This window comes from Sphingopyxis indica (assembly GCF_032879645.1).
Lineage (GTDB): Bacteria > Pseudomonadota > Alphaproteobacteria > Sphingomonadales > Sphingomonadaceae > Sphingopyxis > Sphingopyxis indica.
The window spans coordinates 2,818,669-2,835,562 of the sequence record NZ_CP076394.1; the positions used below are offsets into that span (position 1 = coordinate 2,818,669).

Annotated in this window: 16 protein-coding genes; 10 read left to right on the forward strand and 6 right to left on the reverse strand. The window is 66.6% G+C overall.

The window, feature by feature from the left end; all coding sequences use genetic code 11:
* Positions 1-33: 33 nt before the first annotated feature.
* The 5 genes from KNJ79_RS13415 to KNJ79_RS13435 form a co-directional block, all read right to left on the reverse strand.
* Positions 34-1,251, reverse strand: coding sequence for an argininosuccinate synthase (locus tag KNJ79_RS13415; protein WP_317151447.1), 1,218 nt, complete (start codon positions 1,249-1,251; stop codon positions 34-36).
* A gap of 109 nt (positions 1,252-1,360) precedes the next feature.
* A complete protein-coding gene (locus KNJ79_RS13420) occupies positions 1,361-2,596 on the reverse strand; it encodes a cyclopropane-fatty-acyl-phospholipid synthase family protein (RefSeq protein WP_317151448.1) in 1,236 nt (411 codons plus the stop codon).
* Positions 2,597-2,626: 30 nt separating this feature from the next.
* Positions 2,627-3,406, reverse strand: a complete 780-nt coding sequence (locus KNJ79_RS13425; protein ID WP_317151449.1) for a molybdopterin-dependent oxidoreductase — start codon at positions 3,404-3,406, stop codon at positions 2,627-2,629.
* A complete protein-coding gene (locus KNJ79_RS13430; protein ID WP_317151450.1) occupies positions 3,403-4,287 on the reverse strand; it encodes a cytochrome b/b6 domain-containing protein in 885 nt (294 codons plus the stop codon). Before KNJ79_RS13430 ends, KNJ79_RS13425 begins: the two co-directional genes overlap by 4 nt.
* Before the next feature lie 30 nt (positions 4,288-4,317).
* Positions 4,318-6,024, reverse strand: coding sequence for a class I adenylate-forming enzyme family protein (locus tag KNJ79_RS13435; protein ID WP_317151451.1), 1,707 nt, complete (start codon positions 6,022-6,024; stop codon positions 4,318-4,320).
* A 76-nt stretch (positions 6,025-6,100) separates the two neighbouring features.
* Here KNJ79_RS13435 and lgt point away from each other — a divergent pair, with 76 nt between their 5' ends.
* From lgt to KNJ79_RS13465, 6 genes are all read left to right on the forward strand, one after another.
* On the forward strand, positions 6,101-6,976 hold the full coding sequence (gene lgt / locus KNJ79_RS13440) for a prolipoprotein diacylglyceryl transferase (RefSeq protein ID WP_317151452.1): 876 nt from the start codon (positions 6,101-6,103) through the stop codon (positions 6,974-6,976).
* A gap of 25 nt (positions 6,977-7,001) precedes the next feature.
* Positions 7,002-8,039 (forward strand): class I SAM-dependent methyltransferase, encoded by a 1,038-nt coding sequence (locus tag KNJ79_RS13445; protein WP_394357182.1) that lies wholly within the window; start codon positions 7,002-7,004, stop codon positions 8,037-8,039.
* On the forward strand, positions 8,036-8,554 hold the full coding sequence (locus KNJ79_RS13450) for a GNAT family N-acetyltransferase (protein ID WP_317151454.1): 519 nt from the start codon (positions 8,036-8,038) through the stop codon (positions 8,552-8,554). The genes KNJ79_RS13445 and KNJ79_RS13450 overlap by 4 nt, the downstream gene beginning before the upstream one ends.
* Positions 8,551-9,327, forward strand: a complete 777-nt coding sequence (gene pgeF / locus KNJ79_RS13455) for a peptidoglycan editing factor PgeF (protein ID WP_317151455.1) — start codon at positions 8,551-8,553, stop codon at positions 9,325-9,327. The genes KNJ79_RS13450 and pgeF overlap by 4 nt, the downstream gene beginning before the upstream one ends.
* Positions 9,328-9,561: 234 nt before the next feature.
* Positions 9,562-10,968 carry an SLC13 family permease gene (locus KNJ79_RS13460; protein ID WP_317151456.1) on the forward strand — a complete coding sequence of 469 codons (1,407 nt, stop codon included), beginning with the start codon at positions 9,562-9,564 and terminating at the stop codon, positions 10,966-10,968.
* A 57-nt stretch (positions 10,969-11,025) separates the two neighbouring features.
* The gene (locus KNJ79_RS13465; protein WP_317151457.1) at positions 11,026-12,351 is read left to right on the forward strand and encodes a cystathionine gamma-synthase family protein; all 1,326 of its coding nucleotides are present in this window, start codon (positions 11,026-11,028) and stop codon (positions 12,349-12,351) included.
* 200 nt (positions 12,352-12,551) lie between these two features.
* Here the strand turns inward: KNJ79_RS13465 and KNJ79_RS13470 are convergent, their stop codons facing one another.
* Positions 12,552-13,259, reverse strand: coding sequence for an HAD family hydrolase (locus tag KNJ79_RS13470; protein ID WP_245836535.1), 708 nt, complete (start codon positions 13,257-13,259; stop codon positions 12,552-12,554).
* A gap of 100 nt (positions 13,260-13,359) precedes the next feature.
* Here KNJ79_RS13470 and KNJ79_RS13475 point away from each other — a divergent pair, with 100 nt between their 5' ends.
* The 4 genes from KNJ79_RS13475 to KNJ79_RS13490 are packed head-to-tail and all read left to right on the forward strand — an operon-like array spanning position 13,360 to position 16,885.
* Complete coding sequence (locus KNJ79_RS13475; RefSeq protein ID WP_089214855.1) at positions 13,360-14,466, forward strand: ABC transporter permease; 1,107 nt, start codon at positions 13,360-13,362, stop codon at positions 14,464-14,466.
* Positions 14,466-15,323: an ABC transporter ATP-binding protein gene (locus tag KNJ79_RS13480; protein WP_089214856.1), complete on the forward strand. Its 858-nt coding sequence runs from the start codon at positions 14,466-14,468 to the stop codon at positions 15,321-15,323. Before KNJ79_RS13475 ends, KNJ79_RS13480 begins: the two co-directional genes overlap by 1 nt.
* Positions 15,324-15,332: 9 nt before the next feature.
* Positions 15,333-16,274, forward strand: a complete 942-nt coding sequence (locus KNJ79_RS13485) for an MlaD family protein (RefSeq protein ID WP_089214857.1) — start codon at positions 15,333-15,335, stop codon at positions 16,272-16,274.
* Positions 16,275-16,285: 11 nt separating this feature from the next.
* Complete coding sequence (locus KNJ79_RS13490) at positions 16,286-16,885, forward strand: ABC-type transport auxiliary lipoprotein family protein (protein ID WP_317151458.1); 600 nt, start codon at positions 16,286-16,288, stop codon at positions 16,883-16,885.
* Positions 16,886-16,894: the final 9 nt, after the last annotated feature.

The window sequence follows — 16,894 nt, forward strand, 5'->3', positions numbered from 1 at the left end:
GCGTCACGAGGCCGGGTGTCCCCGGCCGAACGATCACCGGTCGCGCCGGGCGAGCAGTTTCAGGCGCAGCGCGTTCAATTTGATGAAGCCCGCGGCGTCCTTCTGGTCATAGGCGCCGGCGTCGTCCTCGAAGGTCACATGGCGTTCGCTGTAGAGGCTGAACGGCGACTTGCGGCCGACGACGCCGGCATTGCCCTTGTAGAGCTTGAGCCGCACGGTGCCGCTGACCTTTTCCTGACTATGGTCGATCGCGGCCTGGAGCATCTCGCGCTCGGGCGCGAACCAGAATCCATTGTAGATGAGCTCGGCATATTTGGGCATCAGCTCGTCCTTCAGATGCGCCGCGCCGCGGTCGAGCGTGATGCTTTCGATGCCGCGATGCGCGCGCGCATAGATTTCGCCGCCCGGCGTTTCATACATGCCGCGCGACTTCATGCCGACGAAGCGGTTCTCGACGAGGTCGAGGCGGCCGATGCCATGCTTGCGGCCGAGGTCGTTCAAGGCCGCGAGCAGCGTCGCGGGCGACATCGCCTGCCCGTTCAGCGCGACGCCGTCGCCTTTTTCGAAGTCGATCGTGATATATTCGGGCGCGTCGGGCGCGTCCTCGGGGTTCACCGTGCGCGAATAGACATAGTCGGGGGTCTCTTCCCACGGGTCCTCGAGCACCTTGCCTTCCGACGAAGTGTGGAGCAGGTTCGCGTCGGTCGAGAAAGGGCTCTCGCCGCGCTTGTCCTTCGGCACCGGAATCTGGTTCTTCTCGGCAAAGTCGATCAGCGCGGTGCGGCTCGTCAGATCCCACTCGCGCCACGGCGCGATCACCTTGATGTCGGGATCGAGCGCATAGCAGGACAGCTCGAAGCGCACCTGGTCGTTGCCCTTGCCGGTCGCGCCGTGGGCGACCGCATCGGCGCCCGTCTCGTGCGCAATCTCGACAAGCCGCTTCGAGATCAGCGGGCGCGCGATCGAGGTGCCGAGCAGATAATCGCCCTCGTAGCGGGCATTGGCGCGCATCATCGGGAAGACGAAATCGCGCACGAATTCCTCGCGCAGATCGTCGATGAAAATATGATTCGGCGCAATGCCCATCAGCTCGGCCTTGGCGCGCGCCGGCTCAAGCTCCTCGCCCTGCCCCAGATCGGCAGTGAAGGTCACCACCTCGCAGCCATAGGTCACCTGCAACCATTTCAGGATCACGCTGGTGTCGAGACCGCCCGAATAGGCGAGGACGACGCGCTTGATGGACTCGGACATGGCGGGAACCCTTGGCTGGTGTGAACGCGGGCGCGGCTAGCAGGGCGCCACGCGCCGCGCAATGGCAATCACGGCTGGGTGCCAAGCCTGACGCGCCGAAAGAAAGCGGCTAGAGATACGCTGCTTCCGCCGCCGCCATATAATCGCGCGTCAGCGGCAGCGCGTGGCGGCTGCGCGCGAACTGGATCTGGTAATTGCCCATGCCGCCGCTTTCGAACGCCGCGGTCGCGCCCGCCAGATAGAAGGTCCACATGCGGAAAAAGCGATCGCCCATCATCGCGACGATCTCGTCCCGGTGCGCGAGCGTGCGTGCATACCATTGGCGCAGCGTGAAGGCGTAGTGCAGGCGGAGCGTTTCGACGTCGGTGACGATCAGCCGGCTCTTTTCGCTCGCCGCCAACGTCTCGCTGAGCGCCGGGATATAGCCGCCGGGGAAGATATATTTGCGGGTGAAGGCGTCGGTCGATCCGGGGCGGCCGAAGCGGCCGATCGTGTGGAGCAGCATCACCCCTTCGGCGGTCATCAGATTGGCAGAGGCGCGAAAGAAGGTGTCGAAATTATGCGCACCCACATGCTCGAACATGCCGACCGAGACGATGCGGTCGAAGCGTCCGGCCTCGCGCTCCGCGAGGTCGCGATAGTCGATCAGCTCGAAACGCACGCGGCCCGCAACCCCCGCCGCCGCGGCGCGTTCCCTAGCGAGCGCGAGCTGTTCCTCGGACAGGGTGATGCCCAGCACCTCGACGTCGGCGAGCTTGGCGAGCGTGATCGCCATCCCGCCCCAGCCGCAGCCGATGTCGAGCACGCGCTGTCCCGGCGCGAGCGCCAGCTTCGCCGCGATATGCGCCTTCTTCGCCTCCTGCGCCTCCTCGAGCGTCATGTCCTCGCGCGGCCAATAGGCGCAGCTATATTGCATATCCGCGTCGAGGAAGAGGCGGTAGAGATCGTTGCCGATGTCATAATGGTGCGCCACGTTCGCGCGCGAGCGGCTGCGGCGGTTGATCGAATTGATCCGCGTCTTGATCCAGTCCATCGCCTCGCCCACCGGACCGCGGTCCTTGAGCTTGCTGCCGCGATCCCATGGCGTATTGGCGCGCAGCAACTGGATCAGCTCCATGATGTCGCCCTGTTCGATCGCCATCTCGCCGTCCATGAAAGCCTCGGCAGCGCCGAGGCGCGGGTCGAGGACGATCCGGCGCATCCCCTTCCGGCTCGCGAAACGCACCGTCACGTCGGGGAAACCGGCCGCGGGCGTCCCGAAGACTTCGCGCGATCCGTCGGGGGCGATGACGGTCAGCTGGCCCTGGCGGATGACGCGCGAAAGGAAGGGGCGGAGAATGGACATAGGCGATCTTTCCAATCGTGAAAGTTGGAGTCAGATACCAGCATACCATTCATAGTCCACGCGATCTTCCCAGTAACCCCCCTTGCCCGCGCCGATCCGGTCGAGGCTTGCGACCGCCTCGATCGCGGTCAGATATTTGGCGTGCTTGTAGCCGAGCTGGCGTTCGATCCGCAGGCGCAGCGGCGCGCCGTTGGCGATCGGCAGCACCTTATCATTGAGCGCCCAGGCGAGGATCGTCTGCGGATGCAGCGCATCGACCCTGTCGCAGCTTTCGTAATAATCGGCGTCGCCGATCCGGTCGGCGCAGCGAAAGACGATATAGCGCGCGCCGTCGCGAAGCCCCGCCGCTGCAAGCACGCGGTGCAGCGGCACGCCCGTCCACTCGCCGATCGCGCTCCAGCCCTCGACGCAGTCGTGGCGCGTGATCTGGGTGCGCTGCGGCATCGCGCGGATGTCGGCCATCGACAGCGACAAGGGCCGCGCGACCAGCCCCGTCACCTTCAGGCGCCAGTCGGCGAAGCCGCGCGCGACATGCGCGGCATAGTCGGCACCCGCCGGCATCCGCGTTCCGTTCGAGCGGAACACCGGCGACAGGTCGGCGCGGGTGAATTCGCGCGCGAGGGCGTCACGGTCGGTCAGCGCGCGCTGGCTCGCGAAGTGCATCTCCTCGCCGAGCGAGAGGATCTTGCGCACCGGTTCGGCATCGTTGATCGCATCGCAGCCCGAAAGCAGCGGCAGCGCGCCCGCCGCGGCGACAAGGCCGCCGGCGCGCAGGATGAGGTCGCGGCGCGGAAGGATCAGGTCGCTCATTCGGCCTCGCCCTTCGCTTTCGGCAGGCGGAACCAGCCGGTCAGCATCGACCGCACCTCGTTCACCGGCCCTGCGAGCAGCACCATTGCGATATGGACGAGGAAGAAGGCGACGAGCAGCCATGCGACGATGAAATGGATCGAGCGCGCCGATTGCCGCCCGCCGAACAGGTCGAGCAGCCACGGCGCGGTCGCGTTGAAGCCCGGCGACATGGTGAGCCCGGTCGCGACGATCAGCGGCAACAGGATGAAGATCACCCCGATATACGACAGCTTCTGCAGGATATTATAGCGTGCCGCCGCCTCGCCGGCCGGAAAGCGCAGCCGTGCATGATCCTTGATGTCCTGCCAGATGTGCCGCGGCGACCATTCGCCGCGCCGGACGTGCAGATCCTTGCGCAAATGCCCGCCGAACGCGCTCCACAGCATATAAAGCGTCAGCGCGATCGCGAGCACCCACGCAAAGCTCAGATGCCAGCGCCGCGCATCGGCGAGGCTGTAGCGCGTCGGGATCGTCGCCCAGCCGGGAAAGGCCCAGGTCTGCTCTACCCCATCCTTGTCCGTCCAGCGCCCCAGCACCCCCGTCGTCTCGACCCGCAGGCTGCCGACGCGCAGAAAACCCGTCGTCTCGGTCGCCCCGATCGCGAGCCACGCATGATCGTAGTTCGCGCCATATTGTCCCCAATAGAGGCGCGGGTGCGCGTTGAAGATCATCAGCCCGCTCATCAGCAGGACGAGCAGGGTCAGCGCGTTCGTCCAATGCCAGATGCGCGTCGGCAAGCGGTGGCGATAGACGCGGCGCGGCGCGGCGCGATCGTGCGAAACGGTCGACCCCGCCGGCGGCGACTGGGGGGGAGCGTCGGGGGTATCCGGCGGGGCCATAATCCCTGTTCGCTCCCTTGCGGCCTTTGGTTACGCGGCAAGCTCCGCCGCATATTCCTCGCGATAATGATTGCGCAGGCTCACCTTGTCGATCTTTTCGCTGCCGAGCTTGGGCAGCGCCTCGCTCGCCATCCAGATTTTCGCGGGCACCTTGAACGGCGCGAGCCGCTCGCACAGAAATTCGTGCAGCATCGCCGCGTCGGCCTTGCTGCCCGGCGCCATCCACACCACCGCGCCGACGACCTCGCCGAATCGTTCGTCGGGCAGGCCGAACACCGCGCATTCCTTGGCATCGGGATGTTCGTAGATAGCCGCCTCGACCTCCTGGCAGCTGATATTCTCGCCGCCGCGGATGATGATGTCCTTCTTCCTGTCGACGATGAACAGATAGCCGTCCTCGTCGAGGTAGCCGAGGTCGCCGGTGCGGAAATAGCCATTGTCGAAGAAGGCGGCCTTCGTCGCTTCGGGATTGTTCCAATAGCCTTCGAAATTGCAGATCGAGCGGATGCAGACCTCGCCCACCTGCCCCTGCGCGAGCGGCTTGCCCTGTTCGTCGAGGATCGCCAGGTCGACCAGTGGCTTCGACGCCGGCCCCGTCGAGGTCGGCTTTTCGAGATAATTTTCGTTGATGATCCCGCAGCCGACGGCGTTGGTTTCGGTGAGGCCATAGCCGAGCAGCGGCTTGCCCTCGCCCATTTCGGTCGACAGCCGCTTGACATGCTCGGGCGGGCGCGGAGCACCGCCGCCGGCATAGCTTTTGCACGTCGACAGATCATATTTCGAACGGTGCGGATGGACGAGGATTTCATAGCTCATCAGCGGCACGCCGACGAAATAATTGACCTGCTCGTCCTGGATCAGCCGCATCGCCTCTTCGGCATTCCATTTCGGCATCAACACCAGCTTGCGCCCGAGCGCGAAGCTCTGAAGGAACACCGGGATTTCGGCGGTGACGTGGAACAGCGGGGTGCAGATCAGCGTCGCGGGCTGGATGTCCGACATCAGCCCGTCCTCGGTGAGCAGATGGACGATGCTCGCGGTCTGGGTGACATAGTTGAAAATGCCCTGCACCACCGCCTGATGCCGCGAATAAGCTCCCTTCGACTGGCCGGTCGAGCCCGAGGTGAAGAGAATCGTCGCAAGGTCGTCGGGGCCGAGTTGCGGCAGCGCGGTCGCCTCGCTGCCGCCGGCGCTCGTGATCGGCGCGATCGCCTCGTCGATCGGGCGCGTGATGTCGAGCGTGACGACCTTCGCGCCATGCGCCACGCCGGCGAGACGTTCGGCGCGCTGCGGGTCGGCGATGACCAGCTTCGCCTCGCTGTCCTCGATCCCCGCGGCGAGTTCGCCGCCCTGCCACCAGCCGTTGAGCAGGGTCGCGCAGCCGCCCGCCATCAGGATGCCGATATAGGCGACGCACCACGCATTGGCGTTGCGCATCGCGATCCCGACGCGGTCGCCGCGCTTCACGCCATGCCCCTCGACCAGCCCCGCGGCGACCTTGCGCGCCGCGGCATAGACCTGTTTGAAGCTCAGCCGCTCATGCCCTTCGACCAGGAAGGTGGCGTCGCCATGCTGCGCACAAAAATAGGCGACATAATCGACCAGATTCGACGGCGCATTGGTGATGAAGGGCAGCTCGCGCCCGTCCTTTTCGATGGTTCCGACCTGGATCGGCCCGCCCGGGCCGGTGATCAGTTGGTACGCGGCTTCCAGGCGCAGATCGAGCGCGGATGGCATGGAATATCTCTCCTCTTGGTCTCGCAGCACTTACCCCTTATGGGGAAGGCCTCTCCTGGGGAAGGTCCGAGACTTTATGACATTTTCTGCGCTCCTAGCGGAAGCAACGCAATATGTGAACTTCAACGATCTGATGGGCGAAAACAGCAGCATCGCCTTCAGCGTCTTCGGCTGGCCCATCCGCTGGTATGCGCTCGCCTATCTCGCGGGAATCTTCGTCGGCTATTGGTATTTGCTGCGCCTGATCGCCCAGCCCGGCGCGCCGATGGCGCGCCGCCACGCCGACGACATGATCTTCTATGCGATGCTCGGCATCATCGTCGGCGGACGCCTCGGCTATGTCCTCTTCTACAACCTCGGCAATTATGTCCGCAATCCGATCGAGATATTGCGGCTGTGGGACGGCGGCATGTCGCTCCACGGCGGCGTCGCCGGAGTGCTGATCGCCATCTGGTATGTGACGAAGAAGGAAAAGCTCAGCTTTCTGCGCTTCTGCGACTATATCGCCTGCGTCGTCCCCTTCGGCCTCTTCTTCGGCCGCCTTGCCAATTTCGTGAACGGCGAGCTGTGGGGGCGTCCGACCAGCGTGCCATGGGCGATCATCTTTCCGCACAGCGGCACGCTCGATCCGCGCCACCCGAGCCAGCTCTACGAAGCGGGGCTCGAAGGCCTCGTGATGTTCGCGATCCTCGCCTTCTTCTTCTGGCGCACCGATGCCCGCTACAAGCCCGGCTTCCTCTTTGGCATGGCGGCGATCATCTATGGCCTCAGCCGCTTCGCGCTCGAATATGTGCGCGAACCCGATGCCCAGCTCGGCACGCTGCCGTGGGGGCTGACGATGGGGCAGACGCTGACCATCCCGATGCTCGTTGCGGGCGTCTGGCTCGTCGCGACGGCCAAGAACCGCCGCCAGCGCGTCGAGCCCGTCGCGGGGACCGACAGCGTTGCCTGACGGTCCACCGACGCCGGCCGACCTCATGTTCCAGATCGCCGCGCAGCGCGCGATGAGCGTTGCCGACTATATGGCGGCGGCGAACGCGCATTATTACGCGACGCGCGACCCGCTCGGCGCAGACGGTGACTTCACCACCGCGCCCGAGATCAGCCAGATGTTCGGCGAAATGGTCGGCATCTGGATCGCCGACCTGTGGCAGCGCGCAGGCCAGCCCGCCTTCCGTTATGTCGAGCTCGGCCCCGGACGCGGCACGCTCGCCGCCGACGCGCTGCGGACGATGGCGCGCTTCGGCTGCGTCCCGCAGGGCGTCCATCTGGTCGAGACGAGCCCGGCGCTGCGCGCGGCGCAGGCATCGCGCCTTCCCGAAGCCCGGCATCACGCCGATCTTTCCGAGCTCGACGACGATGTCGCGCCGATCATCGTCGCCAATGAATTTTTCGACGCGCTGCCGATCCATCAATATGAAATGACGGACGGCGGCTGGCGCGAGCGGATGGTGGCGCGCGAGGCGGGACGGCTCGCGGCAAGGCCCGGCGACGTCCCCGCCGACGAAGCCGTCCCCCCCGGGCTGCGGCACCAGCCCGTCGGCACGATCGTCGAAACCGCGCCGGCCGCCGCCGCGGTCATGCAGAGCTGCGCCTTTCGTCTGTCGCGCCGCGGCGGCGCGCTGCTCGCCATCGACTATGGCTATTGCGGCCCCGCGGCGGGCGACACGCTGCAAGCCGTCAAGGCGCATCGCTTTGCCGACCCCTTCGCCGATCCGGGCGAGATCGACCTGACGGCGCATGTCGATTTCGCCGCGCTCGCCTTTGCCGCGCGCCACGCCGGCACGCGCGTCCTCGGCCCCGTCGGGCAGGGCGAATGGCTTCGGCGGCTCGGGCTCGACGCGCGGCTCGCCGCGCTCGCCAAGGCCGCGCCCGGCCGCGCCGACGACCTTCGCGGCCAGCGCGACCGGCTGGTCGAACCGCAGCAAATGGGCGAACTCTTCAAGGTGATGGCGGTACACGCATCGGGCTGGCCGACCCCCGAAGGCTTCCCCAATCTGAGAGGTGCCGCATGATCGCCGTCGAAACCGCCACGCTTGCCGACGCCGAAGCGCTGTCGGCCTTTGCCGAAGCCTCGTTCGTCGACACCTTCGGTCATATCTACGATCCCGCCGACCTTTCGGCCTTCCTCGCGGAGTGGAACCCGCCCGACCGCATCGCGGCGCAGATCGCCGATCCCGACTGGACGATCGCGCTCGTCCGCGATGCGGAAGGCACGATCCTCGGCTTCGTCAAGCTCGGCCCGATCGACTTCGCCCTGCCGCCGGGCCAGCCGCACGACGGCGCGACCGAGCTCCACCAGCTTTATGTCGGCGAAGCGGCGAAGGGCACCGGCGTCGCGGCGGCGCTGATCCTATGGGGCATCGCCTGGGCGCGTGAGCGCGCGTCGATCCTCTATCTGTCGGTGTTCAGCGAAAACCACCGCGCGCAGGCCTTCTATCGCCGCTACGGCTTCGTCGACGTGGGGCGTAACGCCTTTCGCGTCGGCAATCATATCGACGAGGACCGGATCTGGAGACTCGACCTGTGAGCCCGCCCTTTACCACCGCGGCGCCGCTCGGGGGCGTGCCGCACGGCTTTTTCGGGCGGCGCGGCGGTGTGTCGACGGGCGAGCTCGCCTCGCTCAATTGTGGGCTCGGCTCGGGCGACGATCCGGCGCTGATCGCCGAAAACCGCGGCCGTGTCGCCGATGCGGTGCTGCCGGGCGCCGCGCTCGCCGGACTCTATCAGGTGCATGGCAACCGCTGCGTGATCGTCGACGAGGCGAGCGATCCGTCCGACCGCCCCGAAGCCGACGCGCTCGCGACGCGCACGCCGGGCATCCTGCTGTCGATCCTGACCGCCGATTGCGTCCCCGTGCTGTTCGCCGACGTCGAAGCCGGCGTCGTCGGCGCCGCCCATGCCGGCTGGAAGGGCGCGATCGCCGGTGTCACCGACGCGGCGCTGACCGCCATGGAAAGCCTCGGCGCCCGCCGCGATCGCGTCGCCGCCGCGATCGGTCCGTGCATCGGCCGCGCCTCCTACGAAGTCGACGACGGCTTCGTAGAGCGCTTCCTGTCCGACAACCCCGCGAACGAGCATTTCTTCGCCGCCGCCCGCCCCGGCCATGCGATGTTCGACATCGCCGCCTATGTCGCCGCGCGGCTCGCCGCGGCAGGCGTCGGCACCGTCGCGATCGGCGGGCAGGATACATGCGCCGAAGCGGATGATTATTTCAGCTATCGCCGCGCCTGCCTGCGCGGCGAGGCGGGCTATGGCCGGCAATTGTCGGTGATCGGCCTGGGGAATCCACAGACACCATAGGTTCGTCAGCCCGGAGTTGAATGGTAATTATCCCTTTGCACCCCTGTTCCCGTCATTGCGAGCGAAGCGAAGCAATCCAGAGCGGTTTACGCACACTCTGGATTGCTTCGCTTCGCTCGCAATGACGGGACAAGGGGCGCGAAGGGGATAGTCGCCGACTTGATCCGGGGGCCGCCTTCCTTGAGTAAGGGGCGCCGGCTCGGTCGGGCATGACGCTGCGGGATAGGGGGAGCGATGACGCGCACACGGTTTTTCGGATTGGTCGGCGGCCTGATCATCTTTCTCGTCATGCTTATGCTCCCCGCGCCCGAAGGGATGGCCCTCCCGGCGTGGCGCATCGCCGCGCTGACCTTGCTGATGGCGGTGTGGTGGATGACCGAGGCGCTGCCGCTCACCGCCACCGCGCTATTGCCCTTTCTCGTCGCGCCCTTTGCCGGCGTGATGTCGGCGAAGGACATCGCCAACGAATATTATGATCCGATCCTGTTCCTGATCCTCGGCGGCGCCTTCCTCGCGCTCGCGATCGAGCGGGTCGGCCTGCACCGCCGGCTCGCGCTCGCACTGCTCAAGCTCGCGCCGCCGACGCCGACCGGGCTGCTTTTCGCCTTCATGGGCGCGACCGCGATCCTGTCGATGCTGATCTCGAACACCTCGACGACGCTCATCATGGTGCCGATCGCGCTGGCGGTGCTGCGCGCCGGGGGCGTCGAGGCGGCCGAGACGCGCGGCTTTGCTGGCGCGGTGATGATGGGGATCGCCTTTTCGGCCTCGATCGGCGGTCTCGGCACGCTCGTCGGCAGCCCGACCAACGCGATCGCGGCGGGGCTGATCGAACGCGCGCTCGGCCTGCACATCGGTTTCGCGACCTGGGCGCTTTACGGCATTCCCGTCGTCGCGCTGTCGGTGCCCGCCGCCCTCGTCATTCTCGCGCGCGTCCAGCGGCTTGCCGATCATCCCTTCGACGGCGCCGCGGCATCGAAAGCGCTCGGGCATCAGGCAATCTGGTCGACCGCCGAGCGTCGCGTCGTCCCGATCGTCGCGCTCGTCGTCGGGTTGTGGATGCTCCAGCCGCTGCTCGCGCCGCTGGTGCCGCAGGGTGCGCTCACCGACGGCACCATCGCGGTCACGGGGAGTCTGCTGCTCTTCATCGTCCCCGACGGCACCGGCCGCCCGCTCCTCGTCTGGAAGGAGGCAGACCGCGCGCCGTGGGGCGTCATCATGCTCTTCGGCGGCGGCCTCGCGCTCGCCGCTTCGATCACCGCGAGCGGGCTTGCGGCGTGGCTCGGCAGCGTGCTGGCGCCGCTCGGGTCGATCCCGACGATCGCGCTTGCCGCGATCATCGTCGCGCTCACCATATTGATCACCGAATTTGCGAGCAATGTCGCGACCGCGAGCGGCATCACCCCCGTGCTCGCCGCGCTGATCGCCGCGACCGGCGCCGATCCGATCCTGCTCGCCTTGCCCGTCGCGATGGCGGCGAGCTGGGGCTTCATGCTCCCCTCGGGCACCGGCCCCAATGCGATCGCGTGGGCGACCGAGCATATCGCCCTTCCCCGGATGCTGACCGCGGGACTGGCGCTCGACATCATCGGCGTGCCGCTGCTCATCGGAACGATCTGGATCATCGCATCGTTGGGGTGACGGACGGGGCGAAGCGCGCTAGTTACAGCAGAAACCAAATCAGCTCGCGAGGAACCCATGCCCACCATCGACAATAACGAACTCACCGGCGCACCCGTTCGCCGCAAGCCCAAGCAGGACGTCACCGAAATCGGCGGCCATCCCCTGTCGCCCTCGACCTTGATGATGGGCTATGGCTATGACCCGATGCTCTCCGAAGGGTCGCTGAAGCCGCCGATCTTCCTCACCTCGACCTTCGCCTTCGAAAGCGCCGCCGCGGGCAAGCGCCACTTCGAAGGGATCACCGGAAAGCGCCCCGGCGGCGCCGAAGGCCTCGTCTATTCGCGCTTCAACGGCCCGAACCAGGAGATATTGGAAGCACGGCTGGGCGTCTGGGAAAAGGCGGAGGACGCGCTCGTCTTTTCGAGCGGCATGTCGGCGATCGCGACGCTGCTCCTCGCGCATGTCAGCATGAACGACGTCATCGTCCATTCGGGGCCGCTCTATGCCGCGACCGAGACGCTGATCGCGCGCATATTGTCGCGCTTCGGCGCTTCCTACGTCGATTTCCCCGCCGAAGCGTCGCGCGCGGACATGGACGCGATTCTGGCCCGCGCGAAGGAGATGGCGGAACGGCAGGGCGGCAAGGTCGCGATGGTCTATCTCGAAAGCCCGGCGAATCCGACCAACGCGCTCGTCGACGTGCAGGCGATGCGCGCCGCGGTCGAGGCCGCGTTCGACGCCGATGCGCGCCCGCCGATCGCGATCGACAACACCTTCCTCGGCCCGCTCTGGTCCGCCCCGCTGCGGCACGGCGCCGACATCGTGCTCTACAGCCTGACCAAATATGCCGGCGGCCACAGCGATCTCGTCGCGGGCGGCGTGCTCGGGTCGAAGCAGTGGCTCGGCCCCATTCGCATGATGCGCAACACGATCGGCACCATCTGCGATCCCAATACCGCGTGGATGCTGCTGCGCAGCCTCGAGACCGTCGAACTCCGCATGACCCGCGCCGGCGAGAATGCCGAAAAGGTCTGCGCCTTCCTGCGCGATCATCCGAAGGTCGAGGGGCTCGGCTATCTCGGCTTCCTGAAGGACGGACCGCAAAAGGATGTGTTCGACCGCCATTGCACCGGCGCCGGGTCGACCTTTTCGCTGTTCGTGAAGGGCGGCGAGGCGGAAAGTTTCCGCTTTCTCGACGCGCTCAGGATCGCCAAGCTCGCGGTCAGCCTCGGCGGCACCGAAACGCTCGCGAGCCACCCCGCGGCGATGACGCACCTGTCGGTCCCCGACGAACGCAAGAAGGCGCTCGGCATCACCGACAATCTGGTGCGCATTTCGATCGGGATCGAAGCCGCCGACGACCTGATCGCCGACTTCGACCAGGCGCTGGCGGCGGTGTGATATACGCCCAATTGGCGAGGTGAATGACGGTTTTCGGACGGTTGCGATCATTCTTAAGCCCCTCCTCTTGAGAGGAGGGGTTTGGGGTGGTGGCGCGCGATAGCGCGCAAGAGGTCAAACACCACCCCGCTGCGACTAGGCCAGCAAGCTGGCAAGTCTCGCTGCCCCTCCTCTGAAGAGGAGGGGTTGAGCCAATTATGCTATCGCCGCCGCCAGTCCACGACCTGCCATCCCATTTGCGGCGCCAGACGTTTCAGCTTGCGCGACGGCGTCGTCGCGACCGCCTCGTCGGCGAAGCGGAGCATCGGGTGGTCGGAAACATGGTCCGAATAGGCCCGGATATGCGCGCCCTCGCGGGTGATCGCATTGTCGGCGAGCCAGCCGCTGATCCGCGCGAACTTGGCCTCGCCATAGCAATTGTCGCCCGACAGCCGCGCGTGGATATGATCGCCGCCATCGGGTTCGTCGAGCCGCGTCGCGAGCACATCGTCGATCCCCAGCCGCCGCGCGATCGCATCGACATAGAGGTGGAAAGAGGCGGTTGCGAGGAGCAGCCGGTATCCCGCCGCGCGGTCGGCCGCAATCTGTTCGAGCGCCGCGTCGTGCAGGCCGCGCGCGACGACCCTGTCGGCGTAGCTTTCGGCGAGCGGCGCGATCTCGGCGCGGCTGAAACGCTTGCCGACGAGCAGCCGCAGGTTGATCGCCTTGAGCTGCGAGCGGTCGATCAACCGCAAGGCATAGGCGAGTCCGGCCAGCCCGACGAGCGGCAACAGCAGCAGGCGCCATTGCTGGCGCCGCCGCGCGACGTGCATCAAAAAGCCGCTGTAGGTGCCCGCGCGCGTGATCGTGCGATCCATGTCGTACATTGCGACGCGGTGGGCATAGTCAGGCGGGCCGGGTTCGCTCATCGAACGCTTCTTAGCCCCGCCACATGACGCGGCCAAGGCTTGGCCGCCATGCCACGGATTCGCTTGAGCTTGTTCGGCAAATCATCCAAGGTCCGGCTCGATGGCGGCCAAGGCGGATTTCGAAACGAGCGATGGAGCCGGGGGAGCCGAGGTGCGCTTCACGGGGCGCCTGACGCTCGCGCGGCTCGGCGACCTGCCCGCGCGGCTCGACGCGCTCGGTCCGATAGCGGCGCTCGACCTGTCGGGCGTCGAGCGGATCGACACGGTCGGCGCGTGGATCGTCACCCGCACCGCGAATGCCCATGATGCACGGATTTCGGGCGCCAGCGAGGAAGCGCAGCGGCTTTTGCAGGCGCTCGCCGACGACAAGAGCGAGTATCGCGTTCATCGCGACCGCCGCCCGATGTGGGCGCGGATGCTCGAACAGCTCGGCACGGCGAGCGCGGGGGTTTGGCACGAACTCGTCGGCATCGTCGACTTCTTCGGTGCGATGCTCATCGCGCTCTTCATCCAGATTCGCGCGCGGCGGCGCATCCGCTGGAACGCGATCGTCACGCGGTTCCAGGCGGTTGGCGTCGATGCGCTGCCGATCATCGGGCTGATGAGCTTTCTGATCGGGATCGTCATCGCGCAGCAGGGGGCGGTCCAGCTCGAACAATTCGGGCTCGATGTCTTCACCATCAACCTCGTCGGGCGCGCGTCGATCCGCGAGCTCGGCCTGTTGATGACCGCGATCATGGTCGCCGGCCGGTCGGGATCGGCCTTTGCGGCACAGATCGGGACGATGAAGCTGACCGAAGAGGTCGATGCGATGCGCACGATCGGCGTGTCGCCGATGGAGGCGATCGTGCTGCCGCGCGTCGCGGCCTCGACGATCGTCATGCCGTTGCTCGGCTTCTATGCCAGTATCTGCGCGATCGCCGGCGGTGGCGTCTTTTCGTGGATCGGGCTCGACATCCCGCCGCTCACCTATATTCAGCGGCTGCGCGAGATCATCCCGATGACCGATTTCTGGGCGATGCTGATCAAGGCGCCGGTGTTCGGCATATTGATCGGCGTCACCGGCTGCTATTCGGGGATGCAGGTGCGGCAAAATGCCGAGGAAGTCGGCCGCCGCACGACCTCCGCAGTCGTCGCTGCGATCTTCCTCGTCATCGTCCTCGACGCCTTCTTCGCCGTCTTCTTTTCCTCGATCGGATGGAATTGATGAGCGAAGACGAGGAACAGGCCGAAATCCGGCACGAACTCGCATCCGCCGAAGCGGTGCGTCCCGAAGAGTTCGACGTCGCGATCCGCGTCCGCGGCCTCGTCAACCGGTTCGGCGACGCGGTGGTCCACGACCATCTCGACCTCGACGTGCGCTCGGGCGAGATTTTGGGCGTTGTCGGCGGGTCGGGGACCGGCAAATCGGTGCTGATGCGCTCGATCGTCGGGCTGCAAATCCCGCAGGCGGGCGAGATCGAGGTCTATGGCAAGTCGCTCGACACGATCGCCGACGAAGAGGAATCGCGCGACCTGCGCCGGCGTTGGGGCGTGATGTTTCAGGGCGGCGCGCTCTTCTCGACCTTGAGCGTCGCGGAGAATATCCAGGTCCCCTTGCGCGAATATTATCCGCGCGTCGACCAGCAGTTGCTCGACGAGATCGCCGCCTATAAGGTCGCGATGGTCGGCCTGCCGCCCGATGCCGGACCCAAATTTCCCGCCGAGCTGTCGGGCGGCATGGTCAAGCGCGCCGGCCTTGCGCGCGCGCTCGCGCTCGACCCGGCGCTGCTCTTCCTCGACGAACCGACCGCGGGGCTCGACCCGATCGGCGCCGCGAAGTTCGACGCGCTGATCCGCGAGCTGGCCGACACGATGGGGCTCACCGTCTTCCTGATCACGCACGACCTCGATACGCTCTACGCGACGTGCGACCGCGTCGCGGTGCTCGCCGAAAAGAAGGTGATCGCGGTCGGCACGATCCCCGAACTGCTTGCCACCGAGCACCCGTGGATACAGGAGTATTTCAACGGGCCGCGCGGCCGCGCTGCGGCAGGATGCAACCAAATTGCCGAGCGGCGATAGGAAAAGCTGATGGAAACACGTTCGAATAATGTGCTGGTCGGCGCCTTCGTGCTCCTTTTCACCGCCGCGCTCGCCTTTTTCGTCGTCTGGATGGCGAACGACAGCGGCGGCGCGAAGCGCGAATATGACATTTTCTTCAAGCAGTCGGTCGACGGGCTGAGCAAGGGCGCGCAAGTGCAATTCTCGGGCGTGCCCGTCGGGCAAGTGACCCAGATCGAGCTGTGGCGCGACGACCCGCAGTTCGTCCGCGTGCGCATCGAGGTCGAAGAGCGGGTGCCGATCCTGCAGGGCACCACCGCCGCGCTCGAAGGCGTCGGTTTCACCGGCGTCTCGCAGATCGCGCTCGATGGCGCGGTCAAGGGCGCGCCGCCGATCACCGACAAGGGGCCGGCGGGCAAGCCGGTGATCCCCAATCGCGTCGGCGGGCTCGGCGAAATCCTCAACACTGCGCCGCAATTGCTCCAGCGACTGTCGACGCTGACCGAACGGCTCGCCGAACTCGCCGACGATGAAAATCAGGCGAGCATCCGCGGCATTTTGAAGAATGTCGAACAATCGACCGCGATCCTCGCGCGCAACGGCCCCGCGCTCGAAAAGGCGCTCGCCGACACGCGCGTCGCGATTCAGCAGACGGGCCAGGCCGCCGAACAGATCGGCAATCTCGCCGCCGCGACGCAGGGAACGATCGACCGCAACGTCGATCCCGCGATGCGCAATCTGCGTGATACGCTCGCCTCCGCGAACGAGTCGATGAAGACGCTCGAAGCCGCCATCGCCGATGCGCGGCCGGGGCTGCAGACCTTCAGCCAGACGACGATTCCCGAAGCCAATGCGCTGATCCGCGACCTGCGCCGCACCTCCTCCTCGCTCTCCAGCCTGACCGACAAGCTCGATCAGCAGGGTGCAGGCGCGGTGATCGGCGGAGCCAAGCTGCCCGACTATAAACCATGAGGTATCCGACCATGCTTCGCCGCCTGCCCGCTCCGCTGCTCGCCGCGCTCGGCGCCGCGACCCTGTCCGCCTGCGTCAGCTTCGGCAGCGAGCCGCCCCCCTTCCTGCTCACGCTCGACGCCGACGCGGCCCCCGCGGCGGGACAGGCGCGCACCGCGGGCGAGGATCAGGCGCTCACCATCCTGATCCCGACCGCACCGCAAAAGCTGCGCACCCAGCGCATTCCGGTGCAGCAGGACGATGCGAGCATCGCCTATGTCAAGGATGCGCAATGGGTCGAGGCGCCGCAACGCCTGTTCCAGCGCCTGCTCTCCGAAACGGTTGCCGCGCGAACCAGCCGCGTCATCCTCGACGAAGGCCAATATCTGACCGCGCCGGGCGAGCAGCTCGCCGGGCAGTTGATGGAATTCGGCGTCGACGAGGCGACGAACGAGGCGGTGGTCGTCTATCAGGCGATGCTCGTCGAAGCCGGCGGCAAGACCGTCACCCAGCGCCGCTTCGAGGCGCGCGAGCCGATCGGCGGCAAGATCGAGGCAAAGCCGGTCGGCACCGCGCTGAGCGCGGCGGCTAACCGCGTTGCGGGCGACGTCGCTGGGTGGCTCGCGGGATAGCGCCGATTG

What these genes read in the sequence shown, in the direction of transcription:
- KNJ79_RS13480 (WP_089214856.1), top strand. Translation starts at nt 14,466, where the DNA reads ATGAGCGAAGACGAGGAACAGGCCGAAATCCGGCACGAACTCGCATCC.
- KNJ79_RS13430 (WP_317151450.1), bottom strand. Translation starts at nt 4,287, where the DNA reads ATGGCCCCGCCGGATACCCCCGACGCTCCCCCCCAGTCGCCGCCGGCG.
- KNJ79_RS13470 (WP_245836535.1), bottom strand. Translation starts at nt 13,259, where the DNA reads ATGAGCGAACCCGGCCCGCCTGACTATGCCCACCGCGTCGCAATGTAC.
- KNJ79_RS13460 (WP_317151456.1), top strand. Translation starts at nt 9,562, where the DNA reads ATGACGCGCACACGGTTTTTCGGATTGGTCGGCGGCCTGATCATCTTT.
- KNJ79_RS13490 (WP_317151458.1), top strand. Translation starts at nt 16,286, where the DNA reads ATGCTTCGCCGCCTGCCCGCTCCGCTGCTCGCCGCGCTCGGCGCCGCG.
- KNJ79_RS13485 (WP_089214857.1), top strand. Translation starts at nt 15,333, where the DNA reads ATGGAAACACGTTCGAATAATGTGCTGGTCGGCGCCTTCGTGCTCCTT.
- KNJ79_RS13445 (WP_394357182.1), top strand. Translation starts at nt 7,002, where the DNA reads ATGTTCCAGATCGCCGCGCAGCGCGCGATGAGCGTTGCCGACTATATG.
- KNJ79_RS13475 (WP_089214855.1), top strand. Translation starts at nt 13,360, where the DNA reads ATGGCGGCCAAGGCGGATTTCGAAACGAGCGATGGAGCCGGGGGAGCC.
- KNJ79_RS13415 (WP_317151447.1), bottom strand. Translation starts at nt 1,251, where the DNA reads ATGTCCGAGTCCATCAAGCGCGTCGTCCTCGCCTATTCGGGCGGTCTC.
- KNJ79_RS13435 (WP_317151451.1), bottom strand. Translation starts at nt 6,024, where the DNA reads ATGCCATCCGCGCTCGATCTGCGCCTGGAAGCCGCGTACCAACTGATC.
- KNJ79_RS13450 (WP_317151454.1), top strand. Translation starts at nt 8,036, where the DNA reads ATGATCGCCGTCGAAACCGCCACGCTTGCCGACGCCGAAGCGCTGTCG.
- lgt (WP_317151452.1), top strand. Translation starts at nt 6,101, where the DNA reads ATGACATTTTCTGCGCTCCTAGCGGAAGCAACGCAATATGTGAACTTC.
- KNJ79_RS13465 (WP_317151457.1), top strand. Translation starts at nt 11,026, where the DNA reads ATGCCCACCATCGACAATAACGAACTCACCGGCGCACCCGTTCGCCGC.
- KNJ79_RS13425 (WP_317151449.1), bottom strand. Translation starts at nt 3,406, where the DNA reads ATGAGCGACCTGATCCTTCCGCGCCGCGACCTCATCCTGCGCGCCGGC.
- KNJ79_RS13420 (WP_317151448.1), bottom strand. Translation starts at nt 2,596, where the DNA reads ATGTCCATTCTCCGCCCCTTCCTTTCGCGCGTCATCCGCCAGGGCCAG.